Genomic DNA, 23,117 nt, shown 5'->3' with positions numbered 1-23,117 from the left:
GTGATCGCGAGAGAGTTGCGATGAGTGATGCGCCGAGTGTTCAAGGCACAGTTGGCCGCGGCAGGATAATCGGAAAATGGGCCCCGTTGTTAAGGACCATGTTCATCCTGCATCGCGCCGAGGTTTTTAAACTTCAAACTGCCGGTTTCTGAAAAATGAAAAAAGGGGAAACATCAGTTTCCCCTTTTTTTGAACCTGTTTCTGATGTGCATTAGAACGGGATTTCATCATCCATGTCGCTGGCCGGGGGATTGCCGCGCCCGCCGCCACCACCACCGTAGCCGCCATCGCGGTCGTCGGGGTATCCGCCGCCGCCGCCACCGTAATTTCCGCCGCCACCGCCACCGCCTTCGCGGCTGTCAAGCATGGTCAGCACACCGTCAAACCCCTGCAACACCACTTCGGTCGAGTATTTGTCCTGGCCCGACTGATCCTGCCATTTGCGGGTTTGCAGTTTGCCTTCGATGTAAACCTTGCTGCCTTTTTTCAGGTATTGTTCGGCGATACGCACCAGACCTTCCTGAAAAATCGCGACCGAGTGCCACTCGGTACGCTCGCGCCGCTCACCGGTGTTTTTGTCTTTCCAGCTTTCCGATGTGGCAATGCGCAGATTGCACACCTTGCCGCCATTCTGAAAACTGCGCACTTCCGGGTCGCGGCCCAGATTGCCGATCAGGATCACCTTGTTTACAGAACCCGCCATTGTACCATTCTCCTGATTCTTGGATGTTGCGATTGTGATAGCTTAGGGCGCGCCAAACCGAAAGCATGCCAAGGGTGGAAAAAGCGGCAGGATCGGGTATAGTTTCGAAAATTCGGCATGAAGGTTGGCGTATGATTGGCAAGGCAACATTGGCATTGGCGGCCTTTTTGATGGTTCCGGGGGTCAGTTCGGCCGAAAATCTGACCGTTTCATCAAAGAATCGCCTGAAGCTGTTCAAATCCCAAACCAGCGTGCTGGATGGGCGGGCGGCGAAGCAATATGCCAATTCGGTGCGGTTGCGCCCGGATACGGTGAAAATTCCGGGGCGCACACCCGAGGTGAAATCACCCCGCTATGTCGGTAAATACAATGGCCCGTTCCTGAACATGGCCCGTCTCGCCGCGCGCAAACATGACGTGCCCGAGGATTTGTTCCTGCGCCTCGTGCAACAGGAATCGGGGTGGAACGCCGCGGCCATATCGCACAAGGGCGCGATTGGATTGGCGCAATTGATGCCCGCCACGGCCAAGATTTTGCGGGTCGATCCACAGGATCCGCGTCAGAACCTTGAGGGTGGCGCGCGGTATCTGCGCAAACAGTACCAGAAATTCGGATCATGGCGCCTGGCGCTTGCCGCGTATAACGCCGGGCCGGGGGCCGTTGAAAAACACGGCGGCGTGCCCCCTTACGCGGAAACCCGCAATTACGTTAAGGTAATCTGGGGCGGCTGAAATATCCGGCCCCGGTCGTGTGGGTGAACACATCGTCTGCGATGTCAATCTGTTGCCCAGCGCCGCGGATATCCCTTGTGTTGTATAAATATAGAGGTCCAAAGTCATGACAGGCGGGCAGGATCATTGGAACACGGTATACGGCGCACGGGCCGAAGATGAGCTGACGTGGTTTGAGGCCACGCCATCGGTGTCGTTGGAATATATCAGCGCGCATTTGCAACCGGGCGAGGCCTTTATCGACATCGGCGCGGGGGCTTCGCGGCTTGTCGACGCGTTAATCGAAAAAGGGTTTGGCCCGCTCAGCGTGCTCGATCACTCTGCGGCGGCCCTGGCGGTCAGTCAGCTGCGGCTGGGCCAGCGCGGCGATCATATCGATTGGATTGAGGCGGACATCACGGATTGGCAGCCTGACCAGACCTATGCGCTTTGGCACGACCGGGCGGTTTTTCATTTTTTGACGGATGCCAATGATCGCGCCGCTTATGTGGGGGCGTTGTCAAAGGCGCTGCGCCCCGGTGGAATCGCAATCATCGCAACCTTTGCGCAGGACGGGCCGGAAAAATGTTCGGGGCTGCCGGTGGTGCGGTATGACGCACAAGATCTTGCTCAGGAATTAGAGCGCCTGTGCCCCGGTGGATTCAAGGTGATTGAGGCCAGGCGGCACATGCATATCACGCCAAAAGGCAATCACCAAAGCTTTCAATACAGCGTATTTCGGAAGGTGGCGGCGTAACCGATCGCGCGGCGCGCGGTGATCGCACTCATACTCTTCTGCAGTGCGGAATGATCTTCTGCAATACCGCTTGACCATGGCAGGTCAGACCGGATTTGATGCACCTCAAAGATTTGCGCGCATCGGCATCTTTTATTGCTGTCGATCCGCCCGCGGTCGCGCTGGCCATCGCCAGTGGGCGACGGCGCACAGTGATTATGGAGAGTGGGTATCATGACAAAACTGGACAGCACCCAAGCCGTTATCGGGGTTGTTGGTGCCGGCGCCATGGGGGCGGGCATTGCACAAATCGCCGCAACATCCGGGCGCAAGGTGTTGATTTTTGATCAGCGTGAAGGTGCAGCCGAAACCGCCCGCGCAACCATGTTGAAACGGATGCAGGATCGGTTGGCAAAGGGTAAGACCACCCAGGATGCGGTCGATACCTTGGCGCGCAACGTGCACCCCGCCGCCAGCCTGAATGATATGGCCCCCTGTGCGCTGGTGGTTGAGGCAATCATCGAAGACCTTGACGCCAAACGCGCGGTATTTTCGCAATTGGTCGATATTGTGGCCGCTGATTGCGTGCTGGCATCGAACACCTCATCCTTGCCCATCGGTGCGATTGCCAAAGGGCTTGCGCAGCCCGAACGCATTGCCGGGCTGCATTTTTTCAACCCGGTCCCGGTGATGAAACTGGTCGAGGTGATCCGAACCCCCGATACATCGGATGCGGTGATTGCCGCGTTGATGGCCCTGTCACGCGACATGGGGCGCACCCCGGTCGAGGTGCGCGATACGCCCGGGTTCCTCGTCAATTTTGGCGGGCGGGCTTACACCACCGAAGGTTTGGCCCTGGTACAGGAATGCGTGGCCAGCCCGGCGCAGATCGACGCCGTGATGCGGGATTGTTGCGGGTTTCGCATGGGCCCATTCGAACTGATGGATCTGACCGGCGTTGATGTGAATTATCCCGTGACCGCGTTTGTGCATCAAAGCCATTATTCCGATCCGCGCCTGCGCTCGACCCCGCTGCACCGGTACATGTTGGATGTTGGTCAATTGGGCCGCAAAACCCAGCGTGGATTTTTCGATTACCGCGATGGCGCCACTAAGCCCGAGGCCAAAGGGCCAGATGCGGGCCAGCCACCAAAAGCGGTTAGCGTACTTGAGCCAAGTGAACGTTTGCGCACGCTGTTGGCCGATCTGGGGGTCAGTGTTCTGGACGCCGATGATGGGGCTTCGCCGATTCTGGCGGCGCCAACGGGCGAAGATTGCGCCGCGCTGGGTGCCCGCACGGGGGCAGATCACCGCCGTTTGGTTGCGCTTGACCTGGCCTTTGATGTCAGCAAACGCATTACGTTGATGACCGCGCCCGGCAACGATGGGGCGATCTTGGCGCAGGTTGCGGCGCTGTTCACACCCAGCCGCGCAGTCACCGCAATCGCGGATTCGCCGGGGTTCATTGCCCAACGGATTTGCGCGATGGTGGCCAATCTGGGGTGCGAAATGGCCCAGATGGGGTTGGCGCAGCCCGATGATATCGACACCGCGATGCGGCTTGGGCTGAATTATCCCAAGGGGCCATTGGAACTGACCGATGCCATGGGGCCGGACACGGTGTTTGGCATCATGACTCAGTTGCAAAACCTGACAGGGGATGACCGATATCGGCCCAGCCAATGGTTGCGCCGCCGCGCGCAACTGGGCCTGTCGGCCCTGACGCGATAGGGAAGGGTGGTTTTGTCCGCAATTGCAAAACAATATTCCGCACTGCGGAATGGCATCGCTGGACTTATTTTTGACCAGGCAGATACTGCTACAAGACGTGTTCTGATCGGGAACGGATCGGCGCGCCAATGGCGCACGGGCGGCATCCGATCTATAGGAGGAGGACCGAGATGAAGATTATGAATTGGCTGACCATGGCCGCGCTGGCATTGCCTTTGGCGGCGGCACCCGCACTTGCCCAGGATTACACCCTCAAGGTTGCGTCATCGACGGCGAATGACGTGATCCAGAACTGGATGGATTCATTCAAGGCAGGGATCGAAGAAAAATCCAACGGACGCATCGCGGTTGAACTGTATCCCGCCAACCAGTTGGGCCAGGTGCCCGCCACCATCGAAGGCGTGGCATTCGGCACGATCGAAGTGACCGTTCCGGCGTCGGGTTTCTTTGTGCCCATGGACCCGCGTTTCGAAGTGTTTGATGTGCCCAGCCTGTTCAACGATCTGGAACATGCACAGCGCGTTTTGGCCGACCCCGAAGTGGCCGCGCATATCGCCGAATATGGCAACGATCGCGGGATGAGCCCGATTGCCGTGTTCCCGCACAGCCCATTGGCGATGCTGACCATTGCCGGGGTGCCCACCATTGCGTCGCTGAAAGGCCAGCGGATTCGCGCGGTTGGCCCGACGGCCTTGCATATTCAGCCACTGACCGATCTTGGCGCGCTGCCAACGGCGATGCCGCTGGGCGAAGTGATGCCCGGTATGCAAAACAAACTGGTTGATGGTCTGATGGCCGGCACGTCGGTTTATCCCGCCTTGCGGTTTTGGGATGTGGCCAAGGATATGACCCTGCTGCCCAACAGCTATGCCTTTGCAACCGCCGTGGCGAGCCGCGATTTCATGGCCACCCTGGATGACGACTTGCGCGCGCTGGTGCGGTCCGAAGCGCTGGTCGCCGCCGAAACCGCGAACGCCTGGAATATCGCGGCGGTTGATCGTGGGCTGGACACATGGCGCGAAAATGGCGGTACTGTCGTGGAATGGACGGCCGAAGAAAATCAGCAGTATCTGGACAATATCCAAAAACATCTGCCATCGATCATCGAATCCAACCCGACACTCGGCGCCGAAATCGATTTCTTCAAGGCGGCCGCCGAACGTCTGGCGCAGTAATATATCCATATCAACGCCCGGCCCGACAACGAATTGTCGGGCCGGATGCATTTTGGTGGAGCGACGCGAATGAAGAAGATTACCGAAACAGTCACGAGTACGTTCAAAACCCTGCTGGCGCTGGTTTTGATCGGATTGGTTCTGATCAGCTGTGCCAATATCTTCTTGCGTTATGTTCTTGAAATCAACTGGCTTGCCGCAGACGAATTGCAGGTGTTCATCATGATCGGCCTCGCGTTTCTGGGGGCGATTGTTGTGAGTGTTGAACAGGGCCAGTTGCGCCTTGATCTGTTGGGCCAGATCGACGCGCCTTGGTTGAAATCGCTTTTGGGCGTGCTGGAATCTGTCGTCACCGTTCTGGTGTGTGGGTTCGTGGCCTATCATTCCTGGGCGTTTTTGGTGCGCACTTATTCCTTTGGCCAAAAGGGCGGATCGTCGGGCATCGCCATGTGGATTCCCCATTCAACCGTTACGATTTGTTTTGCCGCACTCACCCTGCTGGCGCTGGCCCGTCTGGCGCAAAGGCTGTTTGCGGTTGTTTCCAGCTTGAAAGGCGCAAAATGATCTGGACGCTTGCCGTTGCTCCGGTGTTCCTTTTGGTGCTGGGATTCCCGATTTTTCTGGTTCTGCTCAGTGCCGTCACCCTTAGCCTTGTGTTTTTGATGAACATGCCGATGGCGGTGGTGCAGCAAACCCTGTTTGCATCGGTCAACGCCTATACATTGTTGGCGCTGCCATTTTTCATCTTTGCCGGTGAATTGATGGATCGCGGCGGCATCGCGTCGCGTCTGGTGACGTTGGTTCAGGCATCGATGGGGCGGGTGCCGGGAAAATTGGCGCTGACCACCATCGGCACCGGCGCGATTTTCGGGGCAATCACGGGGGTTGGCGCCGCGTCGGTGGCAACGGTTGGCAAAGTCACCTTTCCCGCGTTGCGCAAGGCGAAATATACCGAAGAATTCTCATCCGGGCTTTTGGTGTCGGTCGGGGCGGTGGGTGTGGTTTTGCCGCCATCGATCCCGATGATCATTTATGGCGCATCCGCCGAACAATCGATTCCGCGGCTTTATGCGGCCGGCATCGGGCCGGGCCTTTTGATCCTGCTTTTGCTGTCGCTTTATGCGATCTGGGCCAGCCGCAAAATCCAGATTGACGCCGAAGCGTTCAACCTTGGCCGGTTTTTCGCGGCGTTCAAGCGCGGCGTCTGGGCCTTGGGCGTGCCGGTTCTGATTCTTGGGGGGATTTACGGCGGTGTCTTTTCCCCCACCGAAGCGGCGGCCGTGGCCTGTTTGTATGCCATCATCGTAACCGTGATTGTCATGCGCGAACTGGATGTGCAGGGCGTGATTGACGCGGCGCGCAACACGGTTGTGTTCACCTCGCAAATCCTGATCATTGTCGCCTGTGCGGGGGTGTTTTCATGGATCATCACCGTCAATCAGGTGCCGGTCAGCATCGTGAACTGGATGGAGGCGCTGAACGTTGCGCCGTGGATGTTGCTGTTGGTGATCAACGTTTTGCTGCTGTTGATCGGCTGTGTTCTTGACCCGCTTTCGGCGATCTTGCTGCTGACGCCGCTTTTGTTGCCGGTGACGATGGCGATTGGCATTGATCCGATTCATTTTGGCATGATCGTCACGGTGAACCTGGCAATCGGGCTGTTCACCCCGCCCATGGGCATCAACCTGTTTGTGCTGCAATCAATTTTCGGCACCAAACTGTCGGTCGCGTTTCGCGGTGCGCTGCCGTTTCTGGCCATTTATCTGGTGGCGCTGATGCTGGTCACATTCATTCCGGCCATTTCCGAATTTGGCGTCTGGCTGTTCATGGGCGAATAGCCCGCCGCGCGCCGTTACCCGGCGGAAAGCCGGGCCGCCATGTCCTTAAGCGCATCTGCCAGCGGGCCGCGCATGGTGCGTTCCGACACGCTGCCGGTGGCGACGGGAATTGTAAGGGTGGCCATTTCACTGCCCGATCTCACCGGGAACGACAGGCCGCCAATGCCGGGGCGCCAGACATCGCGGATGATGGCAATGCCGTCTTCGCAGGTTCGGGCATAACAGCGGTTGAAACTGTCCAGATCGCCGCCCTGTTTATCGATATAACTGCGCACCCGCGCCGCCAGCGTTCTTTGGTCACGCTCGGGCATTGCGGCCAACAGGGAAATGCCCGCCGCCGATGCAGAAATCGGCAGCCGCCCGCCCATGGCAAGGCGCACCGATACGATGCTTGATCCTGTCACCACCTCGACAAAGGTGATGTGCAAACCATCGCGAATGGCCAGCGCGGCGGTTTCCCCGGTGGTTTCGGCCAATTGTTTAAGCAGCGGGCGCGCCCGATCAATCAGCGACATGCCAGCCAGGATTGGATAGCCCAACGACAGGTTTTTTGGTGTCAGCTCATAGGCACGGCTGCCGCCCGATTGGCGGGTGTATCCCAGCACGGTCAGGGTGTGGGTCAGGCGCGAAACGGTTGAGGGCGCCAGATCGGTCGCTTTTGCAATCTCGCCGTTGCTTTGGGGGCGTTGGGCGCGCGACAATGCCTCAAGTATGGCCAGCCCGCGCGCCAGCGCGTCAACGAATTGCCGATCATCCTGTGCCATTGGTCTACCTCCTTTGATCCGCACCACTATTCTGCAGTGCGGAATGCAATTTCGCAATTTGATATTGCGTCTAACATCGCCATCAGGGACAGTCGAGCCAGTAAAACAGGGGTCGGCCGATGCCGTCGCCCGTACCCACGACAATACCAAGGCGAATTTCGCCCCAGTCGAAGGATTTCAGTCAGATGTTAACGGGTGACATGCTGCGCCGCTCTGCCGAGCGCTTTCCAAATAAACCGGCCGTTCTTTGGCAAGACACCAGCCTGAGTTTTTCACAGCTCAACGACGACGCAAACCGATTGGCCAATGGCCTGTTGGCGCAGGGTCTGGCGAAAGGCGCCAAGGTTGGCATCATCTGCCGCAACCGTCCCGAATATGCGACCGCGTTTTTCGGTGTTGCCCGGACCGGCGGTGTTCTGGTCAACATTTCCGTGCTTTATGCCGCTGATGAGCTACAGTTCGTTTTGGCCAAGGCCGATGTCGAAGTGATGTTGGTCGAGGATATCTTCCTTGAAAAGCTGTTGGCGGTTCGTGACCAGTTGCCGAAACTGAAATCGGTTTACGTGATTGGCGCCAAGGGGGATGCCGAAGGTCTGGATGATCTGCTGGCCAAGGGATCGGCCGGGTATCCCGATGTTCAAATTCACGAGGATGATCCATTCTCGATGACCTATACGGGCGGCACCACGGGCCGGCCCAAGGGCGTGCTGTGCAGCCATCGCAACCGCATGATCACCGCCCATACCGTTGCCGTCGAAGAGGCATTGGACGAGCGCGACATCGTTGGCATCGTGACACCGATGTTCCATGTGGCCGCGTTGAACATCATGTTCCAACCTGCGGTTCTGGTGGGCGCAACCGTGACGATGCTGTCAAAGTGGAGCGTTGCGGATTTTGCCGCCATGGCGCGCAGTACCAGGATGAGTGCCGCGTTCATGGTGCCAACCCAGGTGTCGATGATGGTGTCCGACCCCGATTTTGACGCCGCCAATTTCAAATCCTTCGAAAAGCTGTCAGTTGCCGGTGCGCCGATGCCCGACTGGGTGCAGCGCGATCTGTTTGAAAAACTACCCAACCTGAAACTGACGCAGATTTACGGCCAATCCGAGGTTGGCGTGCTTACGTCGCTGCGCCACTGGTATTTGCCTGAAAAACTGTCCTCGATCGGGCGGCAGGCGTATAATGTGGATGTGGCGGTTGTTGATCCCGATGGCAAACCGGTCAAACCCGGCGAGATCGGCGAAATCGTTTCGCGCGGTGAAAACGTGATGCTGGAATATTACAACGAGCCCGAGCAGACAAAAGCGTTTTTCAAACACGGCTGGGGCTGGACCGGCGATGTTGGCACGATTGACGATGAAGGTTTCATCACTCTGGTCGACCGGTCAAAAGACATGATCATTTCGGGGGGTGAAAACGTGTACCCGAAAGAGATTGAAAATGTCATTTACGGTTTGCCCGCCGTGGCCGAATGCGCGGTGTTCGGTATTCCCGATAAGAAATGGGGCGAAGTGCCGGCCGCTTACGTGCTGTTGAAATCCGGCGAAACATTGCAAGAAGATGTGTTGGTTGACCATTGCGCCGCACATCTGGCGCGGTTCAAACGGCCGCGACTGGTGAAATTCGTCGATGCCTTTCCCAAGACACCCATCGGTAAAATCCAGAAGAACGTTCTGCGCGAACCTTACTGGAAGAACATGGAGAAAAAGATATGACCGATCGTTACGCGAATTATAAGCGTCTTAAATTTGATTGGCCCGAAGAGCGTATCTTGCGCATCACCATGGAAAATCCGGGGCGGCTTAACTCTGCCGATGCCGTGATGCATGGTGAACTGGTGCGGGTCTGGCGCGATATCGACGAAGATTCCGGCGTGAACGCCGTCATCATCCGCGGCGCGGGCGAGGCGTTTTCATCGGGCGGCGATCTGGATCTGGTCGAAGAAATGACCAAGGATTTCGAAACCCTGACCCGGGTTTGGAAAGAAGCGCGCGATCTGGTTTACAACATCATCAACTGTTCCAAACCCCTGGTGTCTGCCATGCAAGGCCCCGCCGTGGGCGCCGGACTGGTTGCCGGATTGCTGGCCGATATTTCAATCGCTGGCACAAACGCGCGCATCATTGATGGCCACACCCGTCTGGGCGTGGCGGCGGGCGATCATGCCGCCATCGTCTGGCCGCTGTTGTGCGGTATGGCGAAGGCAAAATATTATTTGATGCTGTGCGAACCCGTCAGCGGCGAAGAGGCCGAGCGGATCGGGTTGGTTTCCCTGTGCGTTGACGATGCCGAGGTACAGGAAAAAGCATTGGAAGTGGCGCGCAAACTGGCCCGCGGCGCACCAAGCGCGCTGCGCTGGACAAAATATGCCCTCAACAATTGGTATCGCATGGCGGGGCCGACGTTTGACACCTCTTTGGCGCTGGAATTCATGGGCTTCATGGGCCCCGACGCGCGCGAAGGTCTGGCCTCGCTTCAGGAAAAGCGGCGCCCCAACTTTAATCCAGAATCGGCACTTTAATCATGGCTGACGCATATATCTGCGCTGGAAAGCGCACTCCGATTGGCCGCTATGGCGGTGTATTGGCTTCGTTCCGGCCTGACGATCTGGCCGCGCATGTCATCAAGGCGCTGATTGCTGAAACGCCTGCTTTGGCCACCGCTGACATTGATGATGTTTTCATGGGCTGCGCCAACCAGGCGGGCGAAGACAACCGCGATGTGGCCCGTATGGCGGCATTGCTGGCGGGCCTGCCGGTAAATGTGCCGGGCCTGACGGTGAACCGGCTGTGTGGTTCCGGGCTTGACGCTGTTGGGGCCGCCGCGCGGGCCATTCGCGCGGGCGAGGCCGATCTGATCATCGCAGGCGGCGTTGAATCGATGTCGCGCGCGCCCTTCGTGATGGGCAAGGCGGAAACCGCCTTTTCGCGCCAGGCCGAAATGTTTGACACCACCATCGGTTGGCGGTTCGTCAACCCGCTGCTGGAACAGCAATATGGCATCGATTCCATGCCGGAAACCGCCGAAAATGTGGCCGCTGATTTTTCCATCTCGCGCGCGGATCAGGATAAATTCGCCCTGCGTTCGCAACAGCGTGCGGCGGCGGCGCAGAAAAATGGCCGCTTTGCCCGTGAAATCGTGCCACTTGAAAAGGCGCAGCGCAAAGGCGATCCGATCCTCATCGAACATGATGAGCATCCGCGCGAAACCACGCTTGAGAGTCTGGGCAAACTGCGCACCCCGTTTCGCGACGGCGGAAGTGTGACCGCGGGCAATGCGTCGGGCGTGAACGATGGCGCGGCGGCGTTGATCATTGCCTCGGAAAAGGCGATCAAGAAATATGGCCTGACACCAATGGCGCGGATCACCGGGTTGGCGACAGCGGGGGTTGAGCCGCGTATCATGGGCATCGGCCCGGTTCCGGCCACGCGCAAACTGATTGACCGGTTGGGCGTCAAGATCACCGATATTGATCTGATCGAACTGAACGAAGCGTTTGCCGCACAAGCCCTTGCCGTGCTGCGGGATCTTGGCCTGCCCGATGATGCCGATCATGTGAATCCGAATGGCGGCGCGATTGCCTTGGGTCACCCCCTGGGGATGAGCGGCGCGCGCCTTGCGTTGACCGCTGCCATCGAAATGCACGACCGCGATGCGCGCCGGGCCTTGTGCACCATGTGCGTTGGGGTCGGGCAGGGGATCGCCCTGATGTTGGAGGCTGTATAAATGGCTGACGTTCTTGTTGAACGCCCCTCGGACGCGATTGCCATTGTTCGGCTGAACCGCCCCGAGGTGCGCAATGCGCTGAACCTGAGCATCCGGCAGGAATTGGCCGAGATCTTTCGCACGCTGGCCGATGATACCACGCTGCGCTGTGTGGTTCTGACAGGCGATTCCAAATCCTTTGCGGCCGGGGCCGATATTGCCGATATGGCCCGCATCGATGCCATCGAAATGTATCACCGCCACACCGAACGGTTATGGGCGGCGGTGGGCGAATGCCCGGTGCCGGTGATCGCGGCGGTCAACGGATTTGCCTTGGGCGGCGGGCTGGAATTGGCGATGCATGCTGATATCATCATCGCGGGCAAAGGCGCGAAACTGGGCCAACCCGAGGTCAAGGTGGGCATCATGCCCGGCGCCGGGGGCACACAACGATTGACCCGCGCGGTTGGGAAATTTCGGGCCATGTGCATGTGTCTGACCGGTGAAATCATCACCGCGCCCGAAGCGTTCGAGATGGGACTGATCAGTAAGCTGGTTGAGGATGATGCCGTGTTTGATACGGCCCTTGCCATGGCCGAAGCCATTGCCAAACTGCCGCCCATCGCCGTGGCGCAGATCAAAGAGGTGATTTTGGCCGGGGCCGATGCCCCGCTTTCCGCGGCCCTTGCGTTGGAACGCAAGGCGGTTCAGGTGTTGTTTGCCAGCAAGGACAAAGCCGAAGGCATGGCGGCGTTTCTTGAAAAACGCAAACCCACCTTTACCGGCGAATAGGATGGGCGATTTGGTCACGCGTTCCTGTGCCGATGGGGTGGCTGTTGTCACCCTGTCACGGCCGGAAAAATATAACGCCATCACGGTGGGCCTGCGCGACGCGTTGTTGGGTGTTCTGGCCGATATCGCGGCCGATGACACCATAAGGTGTGTCGTGTTACAGGCCCAAGGGCGCGCCTTTTGCGCAGGTCAGGATCTGGGCGAGCGGGCGCCGATTGTGCAGGGCACGCCGATTGATCTGGGCAAGGCGCTGGAAGACGGGATCAACCGCATCATTCTTGCCCTCGCCGATTTGCCCCAACCCGTGATCGCCGCAGTGCAGGGCAGGGCGATTGGCGCGGGCGCCAGTCTGGCGTTGGCCTGTGATTTGATGGTGTGTAGCGCCGATGCCAGTCTGCATTTCAGCTTTGCCAAACTGGGGCTGGTGCCCGATAGCGGCGCAAGCTGGTTCTTGCAGCGTCGGCTTGGCCACGGACGCGCCGCCAAGGCATTGTTGTTATCCGAACCGATCACTGCGCAGATGGCGTTGGATATGGGGCTGGCGGCCGATCTGGCCGACACGCCCGAGGGTGCGCAAACCCTTGCCCGTGACATGGCCAAAACCATCGCCGCGGCGCCCGCCCCAGCGATCAGTGCGACCAAGGAATTGTTGCACGGTGCCAATGTGAACGAACTGGCGACGCAGTTACGCGCCGAGGCAAAGCACCAGACCAAAGCAGGCCATTCATCGGCCTATCGTCAGGCATTGGAGCGGTTTTTAACCCGCTAAACGCGGTCTATTCCTTGCGAAAAATCAACAGCCGATTGTTGGCCGGCATCGCAATCAACGCCGCAAACCCAAGCCCAAGTGCGGCCGCCTCGCGCCGTATGTCGGTAACATCGCGCAGCCCCCAGGCGGGGTTTTCAGCGCGCAAACCGGCATCAAAACTGGCGTTTCCGGCTGTGGTGGGCTGGCCTGTTTCGATAAAGGGCCCATAGAAAATCAGCAATCCATCCGCCTGTAAACACTGCGCCGCACCGTTTATTATGCCGCTGGTTACCGCATAGGGCGCGATGTGGATCACGTTCATCGACACCACGGCGCTGAGCGGTCCGAGTGTCGTAACCGCAGTGTCCGTTGCCCAATCCGTGGCCGCATCCAATGCCAACGGTGCGCGGGCCGGTGCGCCCAATTCTGCGGCCCAGGCCCGCGCCGACGCGCGATGCCCCGCATCCGGATCAGATGGCCACCAAGAAAGATTGGGAAAGGCCAGTGCGAAAGACGCCGCATGTTGCCCGGTGCCACAGCCGATTTCCAAAACCGCCCCGCTTCGCCCCGAAAGCCAAGGAGCGAGGGCCGCCAAAACAGCCGGGAAATTTCGGCCAAACACAGGGGCGAACAACCGCCCATCAGCGGTAGAATCAGCATTGCCTGAAAAATACCGCGCCGTGTGGCGCGGCCTGTCGGGCGCGTCGGTCATCCCGTCGCGCCCCTTTGCATCACTTCAGCGGACCAATCAGCATGACCATCTGACGACCTTCCATTTTGGGAAAGTTCTCGACTTTGCCATACTCTTTGGTGTCTTCGGCCACGCGCTCCAACAGTTCACGGCCCAGGCTTTGGTGGGCCATCTCACGGCCCCGAAACCGCAGTGTGATCTTTACTTTGTCGCCCGCTTCCAAAAACTTGTACACGTTGCGCATTTTCACTTCGTAATCATGAGAGTCGGTGTTCGGACGAAACTTTATCTCTTTGATATCGATGATCTTTTGCTTTTTGCGTGCTTCGCTTTCGCGTTTCTGCTGTTCATATTTGAACTTGCCGAAATCCATGATTTTCACCACGGGGGGCGATGCATTTGGCGAAATTTCAACCAGGTCAAGACCGGCAGCTTCGGCCAGGGCCATGCCGCGTTCGGGACTGACGACGCCGATGTTTTCGCCTTCGGCTCCGATTAGACGAATGTCGCCACCGCGGATACGGTCGTTGACGCGAGGGCCGGTGTCGCGTTGAGGCGGGGCGTTGTGAGGTCTGCGAGCGATGATAGTGTTCCTTATTCAATGACGCTGGGCGAAAAATAGCCAACCTGCTCAACCGATACAAGCCACCATCGGCAGATCAGGCACAGGCATCTAAAATATCACTTGAGCCCATCTATGGCATGGAACACAAAGCGGGCCAAGCGGGTTCCCATTACAACCTGGCCCTTTGACTGTTCGAGGAGAGCATCGATGACTATTCGCTTTTCAACCACCGCTGCCATGGTGGCTGTTGCCCTGACCACCGCCGCGTGCTGGGAAGAAGAAACAACCGAAACCGAAAGCAGCGGCACCGCCGTCGTTCAGCCAGAGGCGCTTGCCGATGAAGGAACCGCCGCCGAACCAACACCCGCCGCCCAAGCCGAAGCTGACCGTCAAGCCGAAGAAAACGCCGCCAAACTGGCCGAATACGAAGCCGCCAGCGCGAAAGCCGCCGAAGAAGCCGAAAAACGCCGTATAGCCGAGGAAGAGCAACGCCTTGACGCGCTGGCCGAGCGTTTGGCGCAAGAGATCACCAGTGGTCGTGACGCGCAAAGCCTTGAGGAACTGGCGTTGGCATTGGAGGCGACAGACACGGTTCGCATGCCCGACGACGCCCGCATGCTGGTTGAACAAGAGGCAGCCAAGGCCAAGATCGACCCGAACAAAGTTGCCGCCGCCGTGGCCGCCGCTGTCACGGTGGCTGCAACGTTGAAAATCCGCGAAAAGGCCAAGCAGGAAGAAGCCGCACGTTTGGCAAAGGAAAACGAAGCCAAGACGGCCGAAGCCGAAGCAGCCCGAGTAGCCGAAGAGGAAGCCGCCGCGCAGGCCGAAGCCGAAGCGGCCCAAACAGCAGAAGAGGAAGCCGCAGCCGCGAAAGCCGCCGAAGAGGAGGCCGCACGCCTGGCAGAGGAAGAAGCCGCGACACAAGCCGAGGCTGACGCTGCTGCCGCTGCCGAAGAAGAAGGCGCAGGTCAGGCAGAAGCCGACGCTGCCGCTGCCGAAGAAGACGCCACACGTCAGGCAGAAGCCGATGTTGCCAAGGACGCCGAGGAAGAAGCGGCAAAACAGGCGGAAGCAGACGCCGCACAGGCAACTGAACAGGAAACCGCACGCCTGACCGAAGAAAGTGACGCAGAGCAGGCCACCACCGACGAAGTTGCAGCCGAAGAAGAAGCGGCACCTGGAGAAGGCGAGCGCACTGCCCCCGACGCCGCACCAACAGCCGAAGACACCCCGGCAGATACTGCGGCTGACACGTCCACCGACACCACAGCGCCGGAGACAGAGACAGCGGAAACCGCAGCAGAGCCTGCCGATGAAACCGCTGAAGCTGCAACCGAAACTCCGGCCGCCGAACCTGAAGCAGCGCAAGAGGCATCAACCGATCCGGAGGGCGCGCAGAGCCCCGAGGCGCGCCTTCGTGACGCTTTGACGCTGGACGGGTTCGACGCTGAAGTCGTGAAGGATGCCATCACAGAGTCGGACATGGGTGAGTTGCAGAAACTGGCACTTGTCCAGGCCGTAGATGCCGCAGCGGACACACCCAAAGCGTTGGCCGCGATTCTGACTCAGGTGCGCGAAGCACTGGAAATCGAATAAACCCGATCTAAAAACAAAGCCGCCGCATCAATATGCGGCGGCTTTTCTATTCTGTAAAACCCTACGGTAGCAGGCGTTCACGCCTAGCCGACAAACGCCTTTTCCACCACATATTCCGCCGGGTCGCTGTTGGCGCCCTCGCGCAGGCCAAACCCCTCAAGGATTTCTTTCAGATCGGTATTCAGGCCCAGTGATCCACAGACCATCGCGCGGTCGGTTTCCGGCGATATGCCGTCGATCCCAAGGTCACGGAACAATTCGCCCGAGCGCAGCAAATCGGTGACGCGGCCCATTTTCGGGCTTTGTTCGCGGGTGGTGGTCGGATAATAGCGCAGCTTGTTCAGGGCATCGCCCAACAGCTCCTGCATCATCTCATCGGCCTTCACATGCTCAACCAATTCGCGGCCATAGTCCAACTCGGCCACATCGCGGCAGGTGTGGGTGAGGATGATTTCGTCATAATCTTCATAGGTTTGCGGATCGCGGATCAGTGACGCGAATGGCGCGATCCCGGTGCCCGTGGCAAAGAACCACAACCGTTTGCCGGGCAACAGGGCATCATGCACCAACGTGCCCACGGGCTTGGGGCGCAGGATGATTTCATCGCCCACCTGAATATGCTGAAGCCGGCTGGTCAGCGGGCCATCTTGTACCTTGATCGAATAAAACTCCAACTCATCATCCCAGGCAGGCGATGCGATGGAATAGGCGCGCAACAGCGGTTTTTGCTTGCCGGTTTTCGGGTCGGGATCGCCCATCAACCCAATCATGACAAACTCGCCTGACCGAAACCGCAGAGAGGCCGGGCGCGTCACCCGAAAGGAAAACAATCGATCGGTCCAATGGCGCACAGAAGTCACGGTTTGCGCGTCAGGCAGAGTCAGCTTGGTGGGGGCGGATTGGGCAATGGTCACTGTTACATGCTCGTTCATCAGAGATTCCGGGGCGATAATGGCCCGCACCTTTTGTTGTTAGCAGTCAATTGAATATCGCGAAACCCCGTTTCAGCCACGCAGCCGCGACTGATAGTCATAGGCGGCCCAATCGGCACGGGCCAACCATTGCTCTTGCGGCTGGCGGGCGGCAAGGCCGGGGGTGATTTCAACCTCGTCAAATCCGGCGCGGCGCGCCATGGCGTATTGATCGGCAATCACGTGCCCGCGCGCCCGCAACCGCCCGCCAAACCCCATTCGCCGCAATCGCGCCGCAAGGGTAAAGCCGCGCCCATCGGCAAAGCTGGGAAAATCAACGCGGATCATTTTGATCCGGTGCAGACATTCCGCCAAAGCGTCGGGATCACCGTCAGACGGCATATCCACCGCCACCGCGCAGTCATTGGCCGGCAGGCCCGGCAAGGTCACGTAATCACCGGCCCAATCATCCGCGCCAAACCCGCTGTCATTAACAATCACAGTTGTCATATCATTTCGCCCTTGGTTTTTTCTTGCTTCAAATATCCAAATCCTGCCGCGTGATCCGCGCGCCCGCCTTCAGGTTTGCACTGCCTGACCATTCGGAAAATGGATGCCACATTCGGTTTTTTCCTGCCCGCGCCACCGCCCGGCCCGGGGGTTTTCCACGGACGTGACGCGCGTGGTGCACGGGGCGCATCCGACCGAACCAAACCCCTTTGCCACCAACGGATGGCGCGGCAGGCGGTTGTTGGTGATGTAATCGCTCACATCGGTGCGGGCCCAATGGGCCAGGGGGTTCACCTTGATCCGGGGGCCTTCAACCTCGAACAACGGCAGAGATTGACGTGCGCCGCCGTGAAACCGCTTGCGCCCGGTGATCCAGCCATCGAACTGTTCAATCGCGTTCGCCATCGGTACGGTTTTGCGCAGGGTGCAGCAGGCGTCGGGATTGGACTGATGCAGCAACCCGTCGCTATCCTGTCGAAATATATCGCCACGCGCCGGGCGGATGATCCGGATATCGCGCAGGCGCAAATGCTGCGCCACCTGTTGTTGATAGGTCAGCGTTTCGTGAAACAGCATTTCAGTGTCCAGAAAGATCACCGGCACGGTCCGGTCAATCGTGCTGAGAATATGCAACAGCGCCACGGATTCCGCCCCAAAGGACGATACCATTGCCAATCGCCCGACGAACGGATCGTTCAGCGCCGCGCGCAGAATATCGTGGGCGCTGTGATGGGCAAACCGGGCATTCAGCGCCGCCACGCGTTCAGCCAATGGCGGAAGGGGGGATTCAAGCGGCATTGGCCTGCTCCTGTGGGTAAAGTGCGGTTTTGAACGGGGAAAGGCCCAGACGGCGATAGGTCTGGATGAATGTCTCATCCGGGGCTGTGCGCAGGGAAAGATAGGCGCGCACCAACTGTTCGACCGCCGACACGATCTGATCGGCGGAAAAACCCGGCCCGGCGCGTTCACCGATGACGGTAGTTTCCGTACCATCGCCGCCCAAGGTGATTTGATAATTCTCAACCCCGGCCCGGTCCAACCCCAAGATCCCGATATGCCCAACGTGGTGATGGCCACAGGCATTGATGCAGCCCGAAATCTTGATTTTCAGCGGCCCGATTTCGTGTTCCAGTTTCAGCGCGTCAAACCGTTCGGCGATTTCCTGGGCCACCGGGATGCTGCGCGCGGTGGCCAGGGCGCAATAATCCATGCCGGGGCAGGCGATAATATCGGAAATCAGACCAATATTCGCCGTGGCCAGCCCCGCGGATTTCAGGGCGGCATGGACGGCGGGCAAATCGGATTTGTGCACATGGGGCAGAATGACGTTTTGTTCATGGGAAATGCGCAGTTCGTCGTGCCCATACCCTTCGGCCAGATCGGCCATCAGGCGCATTTGCGCGCTTGAGGCATCGCCCGGGGTTGCGCCGTGTTTCTTCAGCGAAATAGAAACGATGGCATAATCCGGGTGGCGATGGGCGGTCAGGTTGGTATCGGCCCAGGATCGAAAGATCGGGTCGGATTTGGCGGCTTCGAAATTACCGGCTGATCCGGCCTGTAAATCAGGCAGGGCAAAGTGGCGCGCGATGCCGCGCAACATATCCTGATCAACGCCTGAAAATTGCGGACGGATCAGGGCGAACCGATCATTCACCAGATCGCGGATCGTGTCGATGCCGTTTTCATGCACGGTGATCTTGATCCGCGCCTTGTACTTATTATCGCGTCGTCCCAACAGGTTATAAACACTGACGATGGATTCGACATAAGGCAGCAGATCTTCGGCGGGCAAATAATCACACAATACCTTGCCAATCATCGGGGTGCGGCCAAGACCACCGCCGATGATGATCCTATATCCGGTCTCGCCGCCGCGCTGCACGATTTGTATGCCGATGTCATGGGAAAAAATCACCGCGCGGTCCGCTTCGGCCCCTGTCACGGCGATTTTAAATTTGCGCGGCAGGAATTGAAATTCGGGATGGTCAGTTGACCATTGGCGCAGCAATTCGGCCACCGGGCGCGGATCGGCGATTTCATCGGCGGCGGCACCGGCGAAATGATCGGCGGTGACATTTCGGATCGTGTTGCCGCTGGTTTGAATGGCATGCATTCCGACATCGGCCAGCGCATCCAGAATATCGGGCACATCGCGCAGGGCGGGCCAGTTGAACTGGATATTCTGACGGGTGGTAAAGTGGCCATAGCCCTTGTCCCACCGCTCGGCAATCATTGCCAGTTGCCGCATTTGCGCCGAATTCAATGTCCCATACGGGATGGCAACGCGCAGCATATAGGCATGCAGTTGCAGATACAGACCGTTCATCAGGCGCAGGGGCTTGAACTCATCCTCGGTCAGCGAACCGTCGATCCGGCGCTCAACCTGGGCGCGGAACTGGGCGTTGCGCTGTGCCAGAAAGGCACGATCAAAATCGTTGTAATGATACATGATTACAGGCTTTCCTGTTTGCCGTGGGCATAATTTGACGGACCGCGCGTGCGAAACGCCTCGCGGAAATGCACCGGTTGCGGGCCATCGGCCCCCGGCGCGGCATCGGCCAGATAGGCCCCCACCACATCGCCGTTCATCAGCGCGTCAAGCAGGCGGATTTGCCCATGGGCCTCGTCTTCGATCAACTCGGCCTCGGAAATATTGCCGCTCCATTGATCGTCAGCGGTCAGCCAGATGGCATCGCCACTGAGCAGGGCATTGGCGGTGATTACTTTCGGGGTCATATCGCGGCCTCCTGGGGGTGAAATGCGGTGTCAAGGCGGGCTATGGCAGCCCGGGGGGCAAGGCCAAACAGGGTGAGCGCCGGACCGATTAACCCGGCATTGGTCAATGTCGGTTCCAGCTCGCCAAGGGTGGTGGCCAGCACCCGCTGATCGGGGCGCGATGCGTTTTCAATCACCGTGACGGGGGTGGCAGGATCGGCACCATGCATCAACAGACGGCCCTGAATGAAACGCGCCGCGCGCTTGCCCATATAAATTGCCGCCACCTCGCCGGGGCAGGCCAAGGCGGCCCAATCGTGATCGGCAAAGCCTTTCATGTCGTGGCCGGTGATGAACCGCACCGCGCCATTGCGGCCCCGTTTGGTCAGGCTTTGGCCGATGCTGGCCACCGCCGCGCTGGCGGCGGTGATGCCCGGCACCACCGACCACGCCACGCCGGCCGCTGCGCAGGCTTCGATTTCTTCGTCAAGGCGGCCAAATACCGTTGCATCGCCCGATTTCAACCGCACCACATGGGTGCCTTTGGCGGCGTGATCGGTGATCAGGGCGTTGATATCGCCCTGGGCCATGGCTTTGCCAAACCCTTCTTTTCCAGCGTCCAGCATCACCGCCTCGCGGCGCGCCAATTCCAGAATTTCGGGGGTGATCAGACGGTCGTAAATCACCACATCCGCGTCGTGCAGGGCGCGGCGCGCCTTGAGGGTCAGCAATTCAGGGTCGCCCGGCCCGGCGCCGACAAATTCAACCCGGCCCTGTTTCGGCGCGGCGTGCAGATGATCGGCCAACAGCGCATGCAGCGCCGGGTTAAGCGCGGTTTCGCCGCCGGTTTTCATGGCGCGCGGGCCGGTGTTGAAATAATAATCGGCCCAAAAGGCGCGGCGTTTTGCGCCAAACGGCAGCGCCTCAACCTTGGCGCGAAAGGTTTTGCCAACCCGTGCCAAGGTGCCCAGAACGGGGGGCAATTTTTCCTCAAGCTCTTTTTTGATCGCGCGGGCCAAAACCGGCGCGGCCCCTTCGGTGCCGATGGCCACAACCACTGGATCCCGGTCGACAATGGCCGGGGTGATGAATTGGCTGTCGGCCAAATTGTCGACGATATTGACCAAAGCACCCTCACGATGGGCAATCGCAGCCACGCGCGCGTCTTCGGCTGCATCCTCGTTTGCTGCGTAAAACAGCGTGGCGCACAGGGCATCGCCCGGCTTTAGTGCGCGGGGGGCCAGGGTGAGTTTGCCGCGCGCCGCCCATTCGGTGATTTCGGGTGCTGGTGTGGCGGCGCAAACGGTGATGCGCGCCTTGGTTTTCATCAAAAGGCGCAGCTTGGCCAAAGCGGCATCGCCCCCGCCCGACACAACAATCCGCCGCCCATCGACGGCCATAAAGATTGGAAAATGTTTCATACGCTGCCCCCTGAACTATTGAGGAAGGTATAGAATATTATTCCGATCCTGGGCAGTATCCGGGCGTTGAAAGGGACGCATGTTTTAATGTAAGATGAAATCGAAACGCCCGTTTCGCAGAAAAGGAAATGCCAACATGTCTGTTCGGATAGATGCGATGGACCGGAAAATCCTTTCGGTCCTGCAACAGGATGCAAGCCAGTCGTTGGATGATATTGCCCGCGCTGTGGGGTCGTCAAAGACGCCGGTGTGGAACCGAATCCGCAAAATGCGCGATGGGGGAATCATCGGTCAGCACACGGTGCAGCTTAACGCCGAGGCCTTGGGGTTTGAGGCGTGTTTTTTCGTGCTGATCCGCACATCCGAACACGAGGCAGCGTGGCAGGACCGGTTTTTGACCACCCTGCGCGCCCGCCCCGAAGTGCAAGAGGCCCATCGTCTGGCCGGGGATATCGATTATATCCTCAAGGTGCGGGTGAAAAATGCCCGCGCCTATGATCAGTTTTATCAGGCGCTGATCTCGGAGGTGAAAATTCACAACGTCACGGCGCTGTTGTCGATGGAAGAGTTGAAATCAACCACGATGTTGCCGTTGTAGGGCGCAAGAAAACGTTATCGGTTCAGCGTGACTGGCAGACTGCGAAGCCCGTGGAAATGGTAAATGTCGTTGAACACCGGGCGTTGCGCCAGGGCGATACCTGGGTGGCGTTCAAACAGAACCCGCAGCGCAATTTGCAACTCCAGCCGGGCAAGGGGCGCACCGACGCAGAAATGCGGCCCGGCCCCAAAGCTGGTATTGGCAGGGCCGTTGCGCGTAGGATCGAACGTGTTGGGCGCGTCATAGGCCACAGGATCACGATTCGCAGCGCCCAGCAAACAGGCAATCTGATCGCCGCGTTTGAATGAATGCCCGGCCACTGTGCAATCTTCATACACCCAGCGGGTGAACATATGCAGGGGCGGGTCAAAGCGGATGATTTCTTCGACCGTGGCGGTGATCGTGTCGGGGGTCAGAAATTCGCGCGGCACGTTGTGTTCCAGAATGGTTTTCACACCGTTGCCCAAGGTGTGCACGGTCGCCTCGTGGCCGGCATTCAGCAACAGGATACAGGTGGTGATCAACTCATCCGTGCTCAGCTTTTCGCCGTCTTCCTCGGCGGCAATCAGATGGGTGATAAGATCGTCAGCGGGTGTCGTGCGCCGCTGTTCCACATAGCCGCGCAGGAATGCCGAAAAATCGCGCGCGGCCGCGTTTGCGGCCACCTCCATGGCGTGGGTGCGGCCCGCCTGATACATCCCGACCATGGCATTGGACCATGCCAAAAGCTGTGGCGCAAGGGAATCAGGCACGCCCAGCAGCCGCGCGATCACGATCACCGGCACGTTCTGGCCATAAGCGGTCAACAGATCGAATTCGGGGTCGAACCCGTCGATCAGGCTGTGGCACAGGGCCTCAATTTCGGGGGCGAGGGCGGCAATGCGGCGCGATGTGAACGCGCGCAAAACCAGACCGCGCAGACGGGTGTGGCGCGGGCGCTCAAGCTCCAGCATCGAATGCGCCTCGACCCCGTAAAAATCGGTGGTGTGCGGGGCAGGGGGCGTGGCGTGTTCGCCCGGCACTTCGCGGCCCAAGCGACGGTCGCGCAACACCGCGCTGACCGCTTTGTACGAGGTCGCGCAGGCCATGCCATATTCGGCCCAATGAAACAGATCACCGCCCGCGCGGGCGGTATCATAAAACCCATAGGGGTTTTGAACAAAGGCGGGATCGGTCGGGGATTGATGCAGCGTTTTCATAGGCTAGGC

Annotated in this window: 24 protein-coding genes; 13 read left to right on the top strand and 11 right to left on the bottom strand. The window is 59.1% G+C overall.

Annotation, left to right across the window (positions count from 1 at the left end; translation table 11 throughout):
• Window positions 1–211: 211 nt before the first annotated feature.
• Window positions 212–703, bottom strand: a complete 492-nt coding sequence (ssb, locus tag C8265_RS01380) for a single-stranded DNA-binding protein (protein WP_108482174.1) — start codon at window positions 701–703, stop codon at window positions 212–214.
• A gap of 131 nt (window positions 704–834) precedes the next feature.
• Between ssb and C8265_RS01375 the strand changes: the two genes are divergently transcribed.
• The 6 genes from C8265_RS01375 (at window position 835) to C8265_RS01350 (ending at window position 6,893) form a co-directional block, all read left to right on the top strand.
• A complete protein-coding gene (locus C8265_RS01375) occupies window positions 835–1,434 on the top strand; it encodes a lytic transglycosylase domain-containing protein (protein ID WP_108482173.1) in 600 nt (199 codons plus the stop codon).
• A gap of 106 nt (window positions 1,435–1,540) precedes the next feature.
• On the top strand, window positions 1,541–2,170 hold the full coding sequence (locus C8265_RS01370; protein WP_108482172.1) for a class I SAM-dependent methyltransferase: 630 nt from the start codon (window positions 1,541–1,543) through the stop codon (window positions 2,168–2,170).
• Between the two features lie 213 nt (window positions 2,171–2,383).
• Window positions 2,384–3,880 (top strand): 3-hydroxyacyl-CoA dehydrogenase, encoded by a 1,497-nt coding sequence (locus C8265_RS01365; protein ID WP_108482171.1) that lies wholly within the window; start codon window positions 2,384–2,386, stop codon window positions 3,878–3,880.
• Between the two features lie 170 nt (window positions 3,881–4,050).
• A complete protein-coding gene (locus C8265_RS01360; protein WP_164512226.1) occupies window positions 4,051–5,055 on the top strand; it encodes a TRAP transporter substrate-binding protein in 1,005 nt (334 codons plus the stop codon).
• 69 nt (window positions 5,056–5,124) lie between these two features.
• Window positions 5,125–5,619, top strand: a complete 495-nt coding sequence (locus C8265_RS01355) for a TRAP transporter small permease (protein WP_164512225.1) — start codon at window positions 5,125–5,127, stop codon at window positions 5,617–5,619.
• On the top strand, window positions 5,616–6,893 hold the full coding sequence (locus C8265_RS01350) for a TRAP transporter large permease (protein ID WP_108482168.1): 1,278 nt from the start codon (window positions 5,616–5,618) through the stop codon (window positions 6,891–6,893). Before C8265_RS01355 ends, C8265_RS01350 begins: the two co-directional genes overlap by 4 nt.
• Before the next feature lie 14 nt (window positions 6,894–6,907).
• On the opposite strand, the gene C8265_RS01345 is transcribed toward C8265_RS01350, so the two are convergent.
• The gene (locus C8265_RS01345) at window positions 6,908–7,657 is read right to left on the bottom strand and encodes an IclR family transcriptional regulator (RefSeq protein WP_108482167.1); all 750 of its coding nucleotides are present in this window, start codon (window positions 7,655–7,657) and stop codon (window positions 6,908–6,910) included.
• Window positions 7,658–7,842: 185 nt separating this feature from the next.
• On the opposite strand from C8265_RS01345, the gene C8265_RS01340 reads away from it, so the two are divergent.
• The 5 genes from C8265_RS01340 to C8265_RS01320 are packed head-to-tail and all read left to right on the top strand — an operon-like array spanning window position 7,843 to window position 12,923.
• Window positions 7,843–9,372, top strand: a complete 1,530-nt coding sequence (locus tag C8265_RS01340; RefSeq protein WP_108482166.1) for a class I adenylate-forming enzyme family protein — start codon at window positions 7,843–7,845, stop codon at window positions 9,370–9,372.
• A complete protein-coding gene (locus C8265_RS01335) occupies window positions 9,369–10,178 on the top strand; it encodes an enoyl-CoA hydratase/isomerase family protein (RefSeq protein ID WP_108482165.1) in 810 nt (269 codons plus the stop codon). Before C8265_RS01340 ends, C8265_RS01335 begins: the two co-directional genes overlap by 4 nt.
• A 2-nt stretch (window positions 10,179–10,180) precedes the next feature.
• Complete coding sequence (gene pcaF / locus C8265_RS01330; RefSeq protein WP_108482164.1) at window positions 10,181–11,383, top strand: 3-oxoadipyl-CoA thiolase; 1,203 nt, start codon at window positions 10,181–10,183, stop codon at window positions 11,381–11,383.
• On the top strand, window positions 11,384–12,154 hold the full coding sequence (locus tag C8265_RS01325) for an enoyl-CoA hydratase-related protein (protein ID WP_108482163.1): 771 nt from the start codon (window positions 11,384–11,386) through the stop codon (window positions 12,152–12,154). It abuts the gene before it with no gap.
• Between the two features lie 10 nt (window positions 12,155–12,164).
• Entirely contained in the window at window positions 12,165–12,923 is a 759-nt protein-coding gene (locus C8265_RS01320; RefSeq protein WP_164512224.1) for an enoyl-CoA hydratase/isomerase family protein, read from the top strand.
• Between the two features lie 7 nt (window positions 12,924–12,930).
• Here the strand turns inward: C8265_RS01320 and C8265_RS01315 are convergent, their stop codons facing one another.
• Together C8265_RS01315 and infC are read right to left on the bottom strand one after the other, a co-directional pair.
• Window positions 12,931–13,614: a DUF938 domain-containing protein gene (locus tag C8265_RS01315; RefSeq protein ID WP_108482161.1), complete on the bottom strand. Its 684-nt coding sequence runs from the start codon at window positions 13,612–13,614 to the stop codon at window positions 12,931–12,933.
• Between the two features lie 19 nt (window positions 13,615–13,633).
• Window positions 13,634–14,176, bottom strand: a complete 543-nt coding sequence (gene infC, locus C8265_RS01310; RefSeq protein WP_108482160.1) for a translation initiation factor IF-3 — start codon at window positions 14,174–14,176, stop codon at window positions 13,634–13,636.
• A gap of 189 nt (window positions 14,177–14,365) precedes the next feature.
• Between infC and C8265_RS01305 the strand changes: the two genes are divergently transcribed.
• The gene (locus tag C8265_RS01305) at window positions 14,366–15,754 is read left to right on the top strand and encodes a hypothetical protein (protein ID WP_126623125.1); all 1,389 of its coding nucleotides are present in this window, start codon (window positions 14,366–14,368) and stop codon (window positions 15,752–15,754) included.
• An 83-nt stretch (window positions 15,755–15,837) separates the two neighbouring features.
• Here C8265_RS01305 and C8265_RS01300 read toward each other — a convergent pair whose 3' ends face one another.
• The 6 genes from C8265_RS01300 to cysG all read right to left on the bottom strand — a co-directional run bounded on the left by C8265_RS01300 (window position 15,838) and on the right by cysG (window position 21,311).
• Window positions 15,838–16,686: a ferredoxin--NADP reductase gene (locus C8265_RS01300; protein WP_108482498.1), complete on the bottom strand. Its 849-nt coding sequence runs from the start codon at window positions 16,684–16,686 to the stop codon at window positions 15,838–15,840.
• A gap of 72 nt (window positions 16,687–16,758) precedes the next feature.
• Window positions 16,759–17,175, bottom strand: a complete 417-nt coding sequence (locus tag C8265_RS01295) for a DUF934 domain-containing protein (protein ID WP_108482158.1) — start codon at window positions 17,173–17,175, stop codon at window positions 16,759–16,761.
• Between the two features lie 69 nt (window positions 17,176–17,244).
• Window positions 17,245–17,973, bottom strand: coding sequence for a phosphoadenylyl-sulfate reductase (locus tag C8265_RS01290; protein WP_108482157.1), 729 nt, complete (start codon window positions 17,971–17,973; stop codon window positions 17,245–17,247).
• Window positions 17,963–19,624, bottom strand: a complete 1,662-nt coding sequence (locus tag C8265_RS01285) for a nitrite/sulfite reductase (protein WP_108482156.1) — start codon at window positions 19,622–19,624, stop codon at window positions 17,963–17,965. Before C8265_RS01285 ends, C8265_RS01290 begins: the two co-directional genes overlap by 11 nt.
• Before the next feature lie 2 nt (window positions 19,625–19,626).
• Window positions 19,627–19,911 (bottom strand): DUF2849 domain-containing protein, encoded by a 285-nt coding sequence (locus C8265_RS01280; protein WP_108482155.1) that lies wholly within the window; start codon window positions 19,909–19,911, stop codon window positions 19,627–19,629.
• The gene (cysG, locus tag C8265_RS01275; RefSeq protein WP_108482154.1) at window positions 19,908–21,311 is read right to left on the bottom strand and encodes a siroheme synthase CysG; all 1,404 of its coding nucleotides are present in this window, start codon (window positions 21,309–21,311) and stop codon (window positions 19,908–19,910) included. The genes C8265_RS01280 and cysG overlap by 4 nt, the downstream gene beginning before the upstream one ends.
• A 136-nt stretch (window positions 21,312–21,447) precedes the next feature.
• Here cysG and C8265_RS01270 point away from each other — a divergent pair, with 136 nt between their 5' ends.
• Window positions 21,448–21,909, top strand: coding sequence for an Lrp/AsnC family transcriptional regulator (locus C8265_RS01270; RefSeq protein WP_108482497.1), 462 nt, complete (start codon window positions 21,448–21,450; stop codon window positions 21,907–21,909).
• Between the two features lie 14 nt (window positions 21,910–21,923).
• On the opposite strand, the gene C8265_RS01265 is transcribed toward C8265_RS01270, so the two are convergent.
• Entirely contained in the window at window positions 21,924–23,108 is a 1,185-nt protein-coding gene (locus C8265_RS01265; RefSeq protein ID WP_108482153.1) for a cytochrome P450, read from the bottom strand.
• Window positions 23,109–23,117: the final 9 nt, after the last annotated feature.

The sequence above is a fragment of the Oceaniglobus ichthyenteri genome (assembly GCF_003057885.1).
Classification (GTDB): Bacteria; Pseudomonadota; Alphaproteobacteria; order Rhodobacterales; family Rhodobacteraceae; genus Oceaniglobus; species Oceaniglobus ichthyenteri.
The sequence above is the reverse complement of the archived record's forward strand: the minus strand, read 5'-3'. Positions and strand labels throughout refer to the sequence as shown.

Bases quoted from the DNA above. Each gene is read 5' to 3' on its own strand.
- cysG (WP_108482154.1), bottom strand. From the start codon at position 21,311: ATGAAACATTTTCCAATCTTTATGGCCGTCGATGGGCGGCGGATTGTT.
- C8265_RS01375 (WP_108482173.1), top strand. From the start codon at position 835: ATGATTGGCAAGGCAACATTGGCATTGGCGGCCTTTTTGATGGTTCCG.
- C8265_RS01365 (WP_108482171.1), top strand. From the start codon at position 2,384: ATGACAAAACTGGACAGCACCCAAGCCGTTATCGGGGTTGTTGGTGCC.
- C8265_RS01270 (WP_108482497.1), top strand. From the start codon at position 21,448: ATGTCTGTTCGGATAGATGCGATGGACCGGAAAATCCTTTCGGTCCTG.
- pcaF (WP_108482164.1), top strand. From the start codon at position 10,181: ATGGCTGACGCATATATCTGCGCTGGAAAGCGCACTCCGATTGGCCGC.
- C8265_RS01265 (WP_108482153.1), bottom strand. From the start codon at position 23,108: ATGAAAACGCTGCATCAATCCCCGACCGATCCCGCCTTTGTTCAAAAC.
- C8265_RS01290 (WP_108482157.1), bottom strand. From the start codon at position 17,973: ATGCCGCTTGAATCCCCCCTTCCGCCATTGGCTGAACGCGTGGCGGCG.
- C8265_RS01285 (WP_108482156.1), bottom strand. From the start codon at position 19,624: ATGTATCATTACAACGATTTTGATCGTGCCTTTCTGGCACAGCGCAAC.
- C8265_RS01345 (WP_108482167.1), bottom strand. From the start codon at position 7,657: ATGGCACAGGATGATCGGCAATTCGTTGACGCGCTGGCGCGCGGGCTG.
- C8265_RS01305 (WP_126623125.1), top strand. From the start codon at position 14,366: ATGACTATTCGCTTTTCAACCACCGCTGCCATGGTGGCTGTTGCCCTG.
- C8265_RS01335 (WP_108482165.1), top strand. From the start codon at position 9,369: ATGACCGATCGTTACGCGAATTATAAGCGTCTTAAATTTGATTGGCCC.
- C8265_RS01340 (WP_108482166.1), top strand. From the start codon at position 7,843: ATGTTAACGGGTGACATGCTGCGCCGCTCTGCCGAGCGCTTTCCAAAT.
- C8265_RS01350 (WP_108482168.1), top strand. From the start codon at position 5,616: ATGATCTGGACGCTTGCCGTTGCTCCGGTGTTCCTTTTGGTGCTGGGA.
- C8265_RS01355 (WP_164512225.1), top strand. From the start codon at position 5,125: ATGAAGAAGATTACCGAAACAGTCACGAGTACGTTCAAAACCCTGCTG.
- C8265_RS01360 (WP_164512226.1), top strand. From the start codon at position 4,051: ATGAAGATTATGAATTGGCTGACCATGGCCGCGCTGGCATTGCCTTTG.
- ssb (WP_108482174.1), bottom strand. From the start codon at position 703: ATGGCGGGTTCTGTAAACAAGGTGATCCTGATCGGCAATCTGGGCCGC.
- C8265_RS01315 (WP_108482161.1), bottom strand. From the start codon at position 13,614: ATGACCGACGCGCCCGACAGGCCGCGCCACACGGCGCGGTATTTTTCA.
- C8265_RS01280 (WP_108482155.1), bottom strand. From the start codon at position 19,911: ATGACCCCGAAAGTAATCACCGCCAATGCCCTGCTCAGTGGCGATGCC.
- C8265_RS01295 (WP_108482158.1), bottom strand. From the start codon at position 17,175: ATGACAACTGTGATTGTTAATGACAGCGGGTTTGGCGCGGATGATTGG.
- C8265_RS01370 (WP_108482172.1), top strand. From the start codon at position 1,541: ATGACAGGCGGGCAGGATCATTGGAACACGGTATACGGCGCACGGGCC.
- C8265_RS01300 (WP_108482498.1), bottom strand. From the start codon at position 16,686: ATGAACGAGCATGTAACAGTGACCATTGCCCAATCCGCCCCCACCAAG.
- C8265_RS01325 (WP_108482163.1), top strand. From the start codon at position 11,384: ATGGCTGACGTTCTTGTTGAACGCCCCTCGGACGCGATTGCCATTGTT.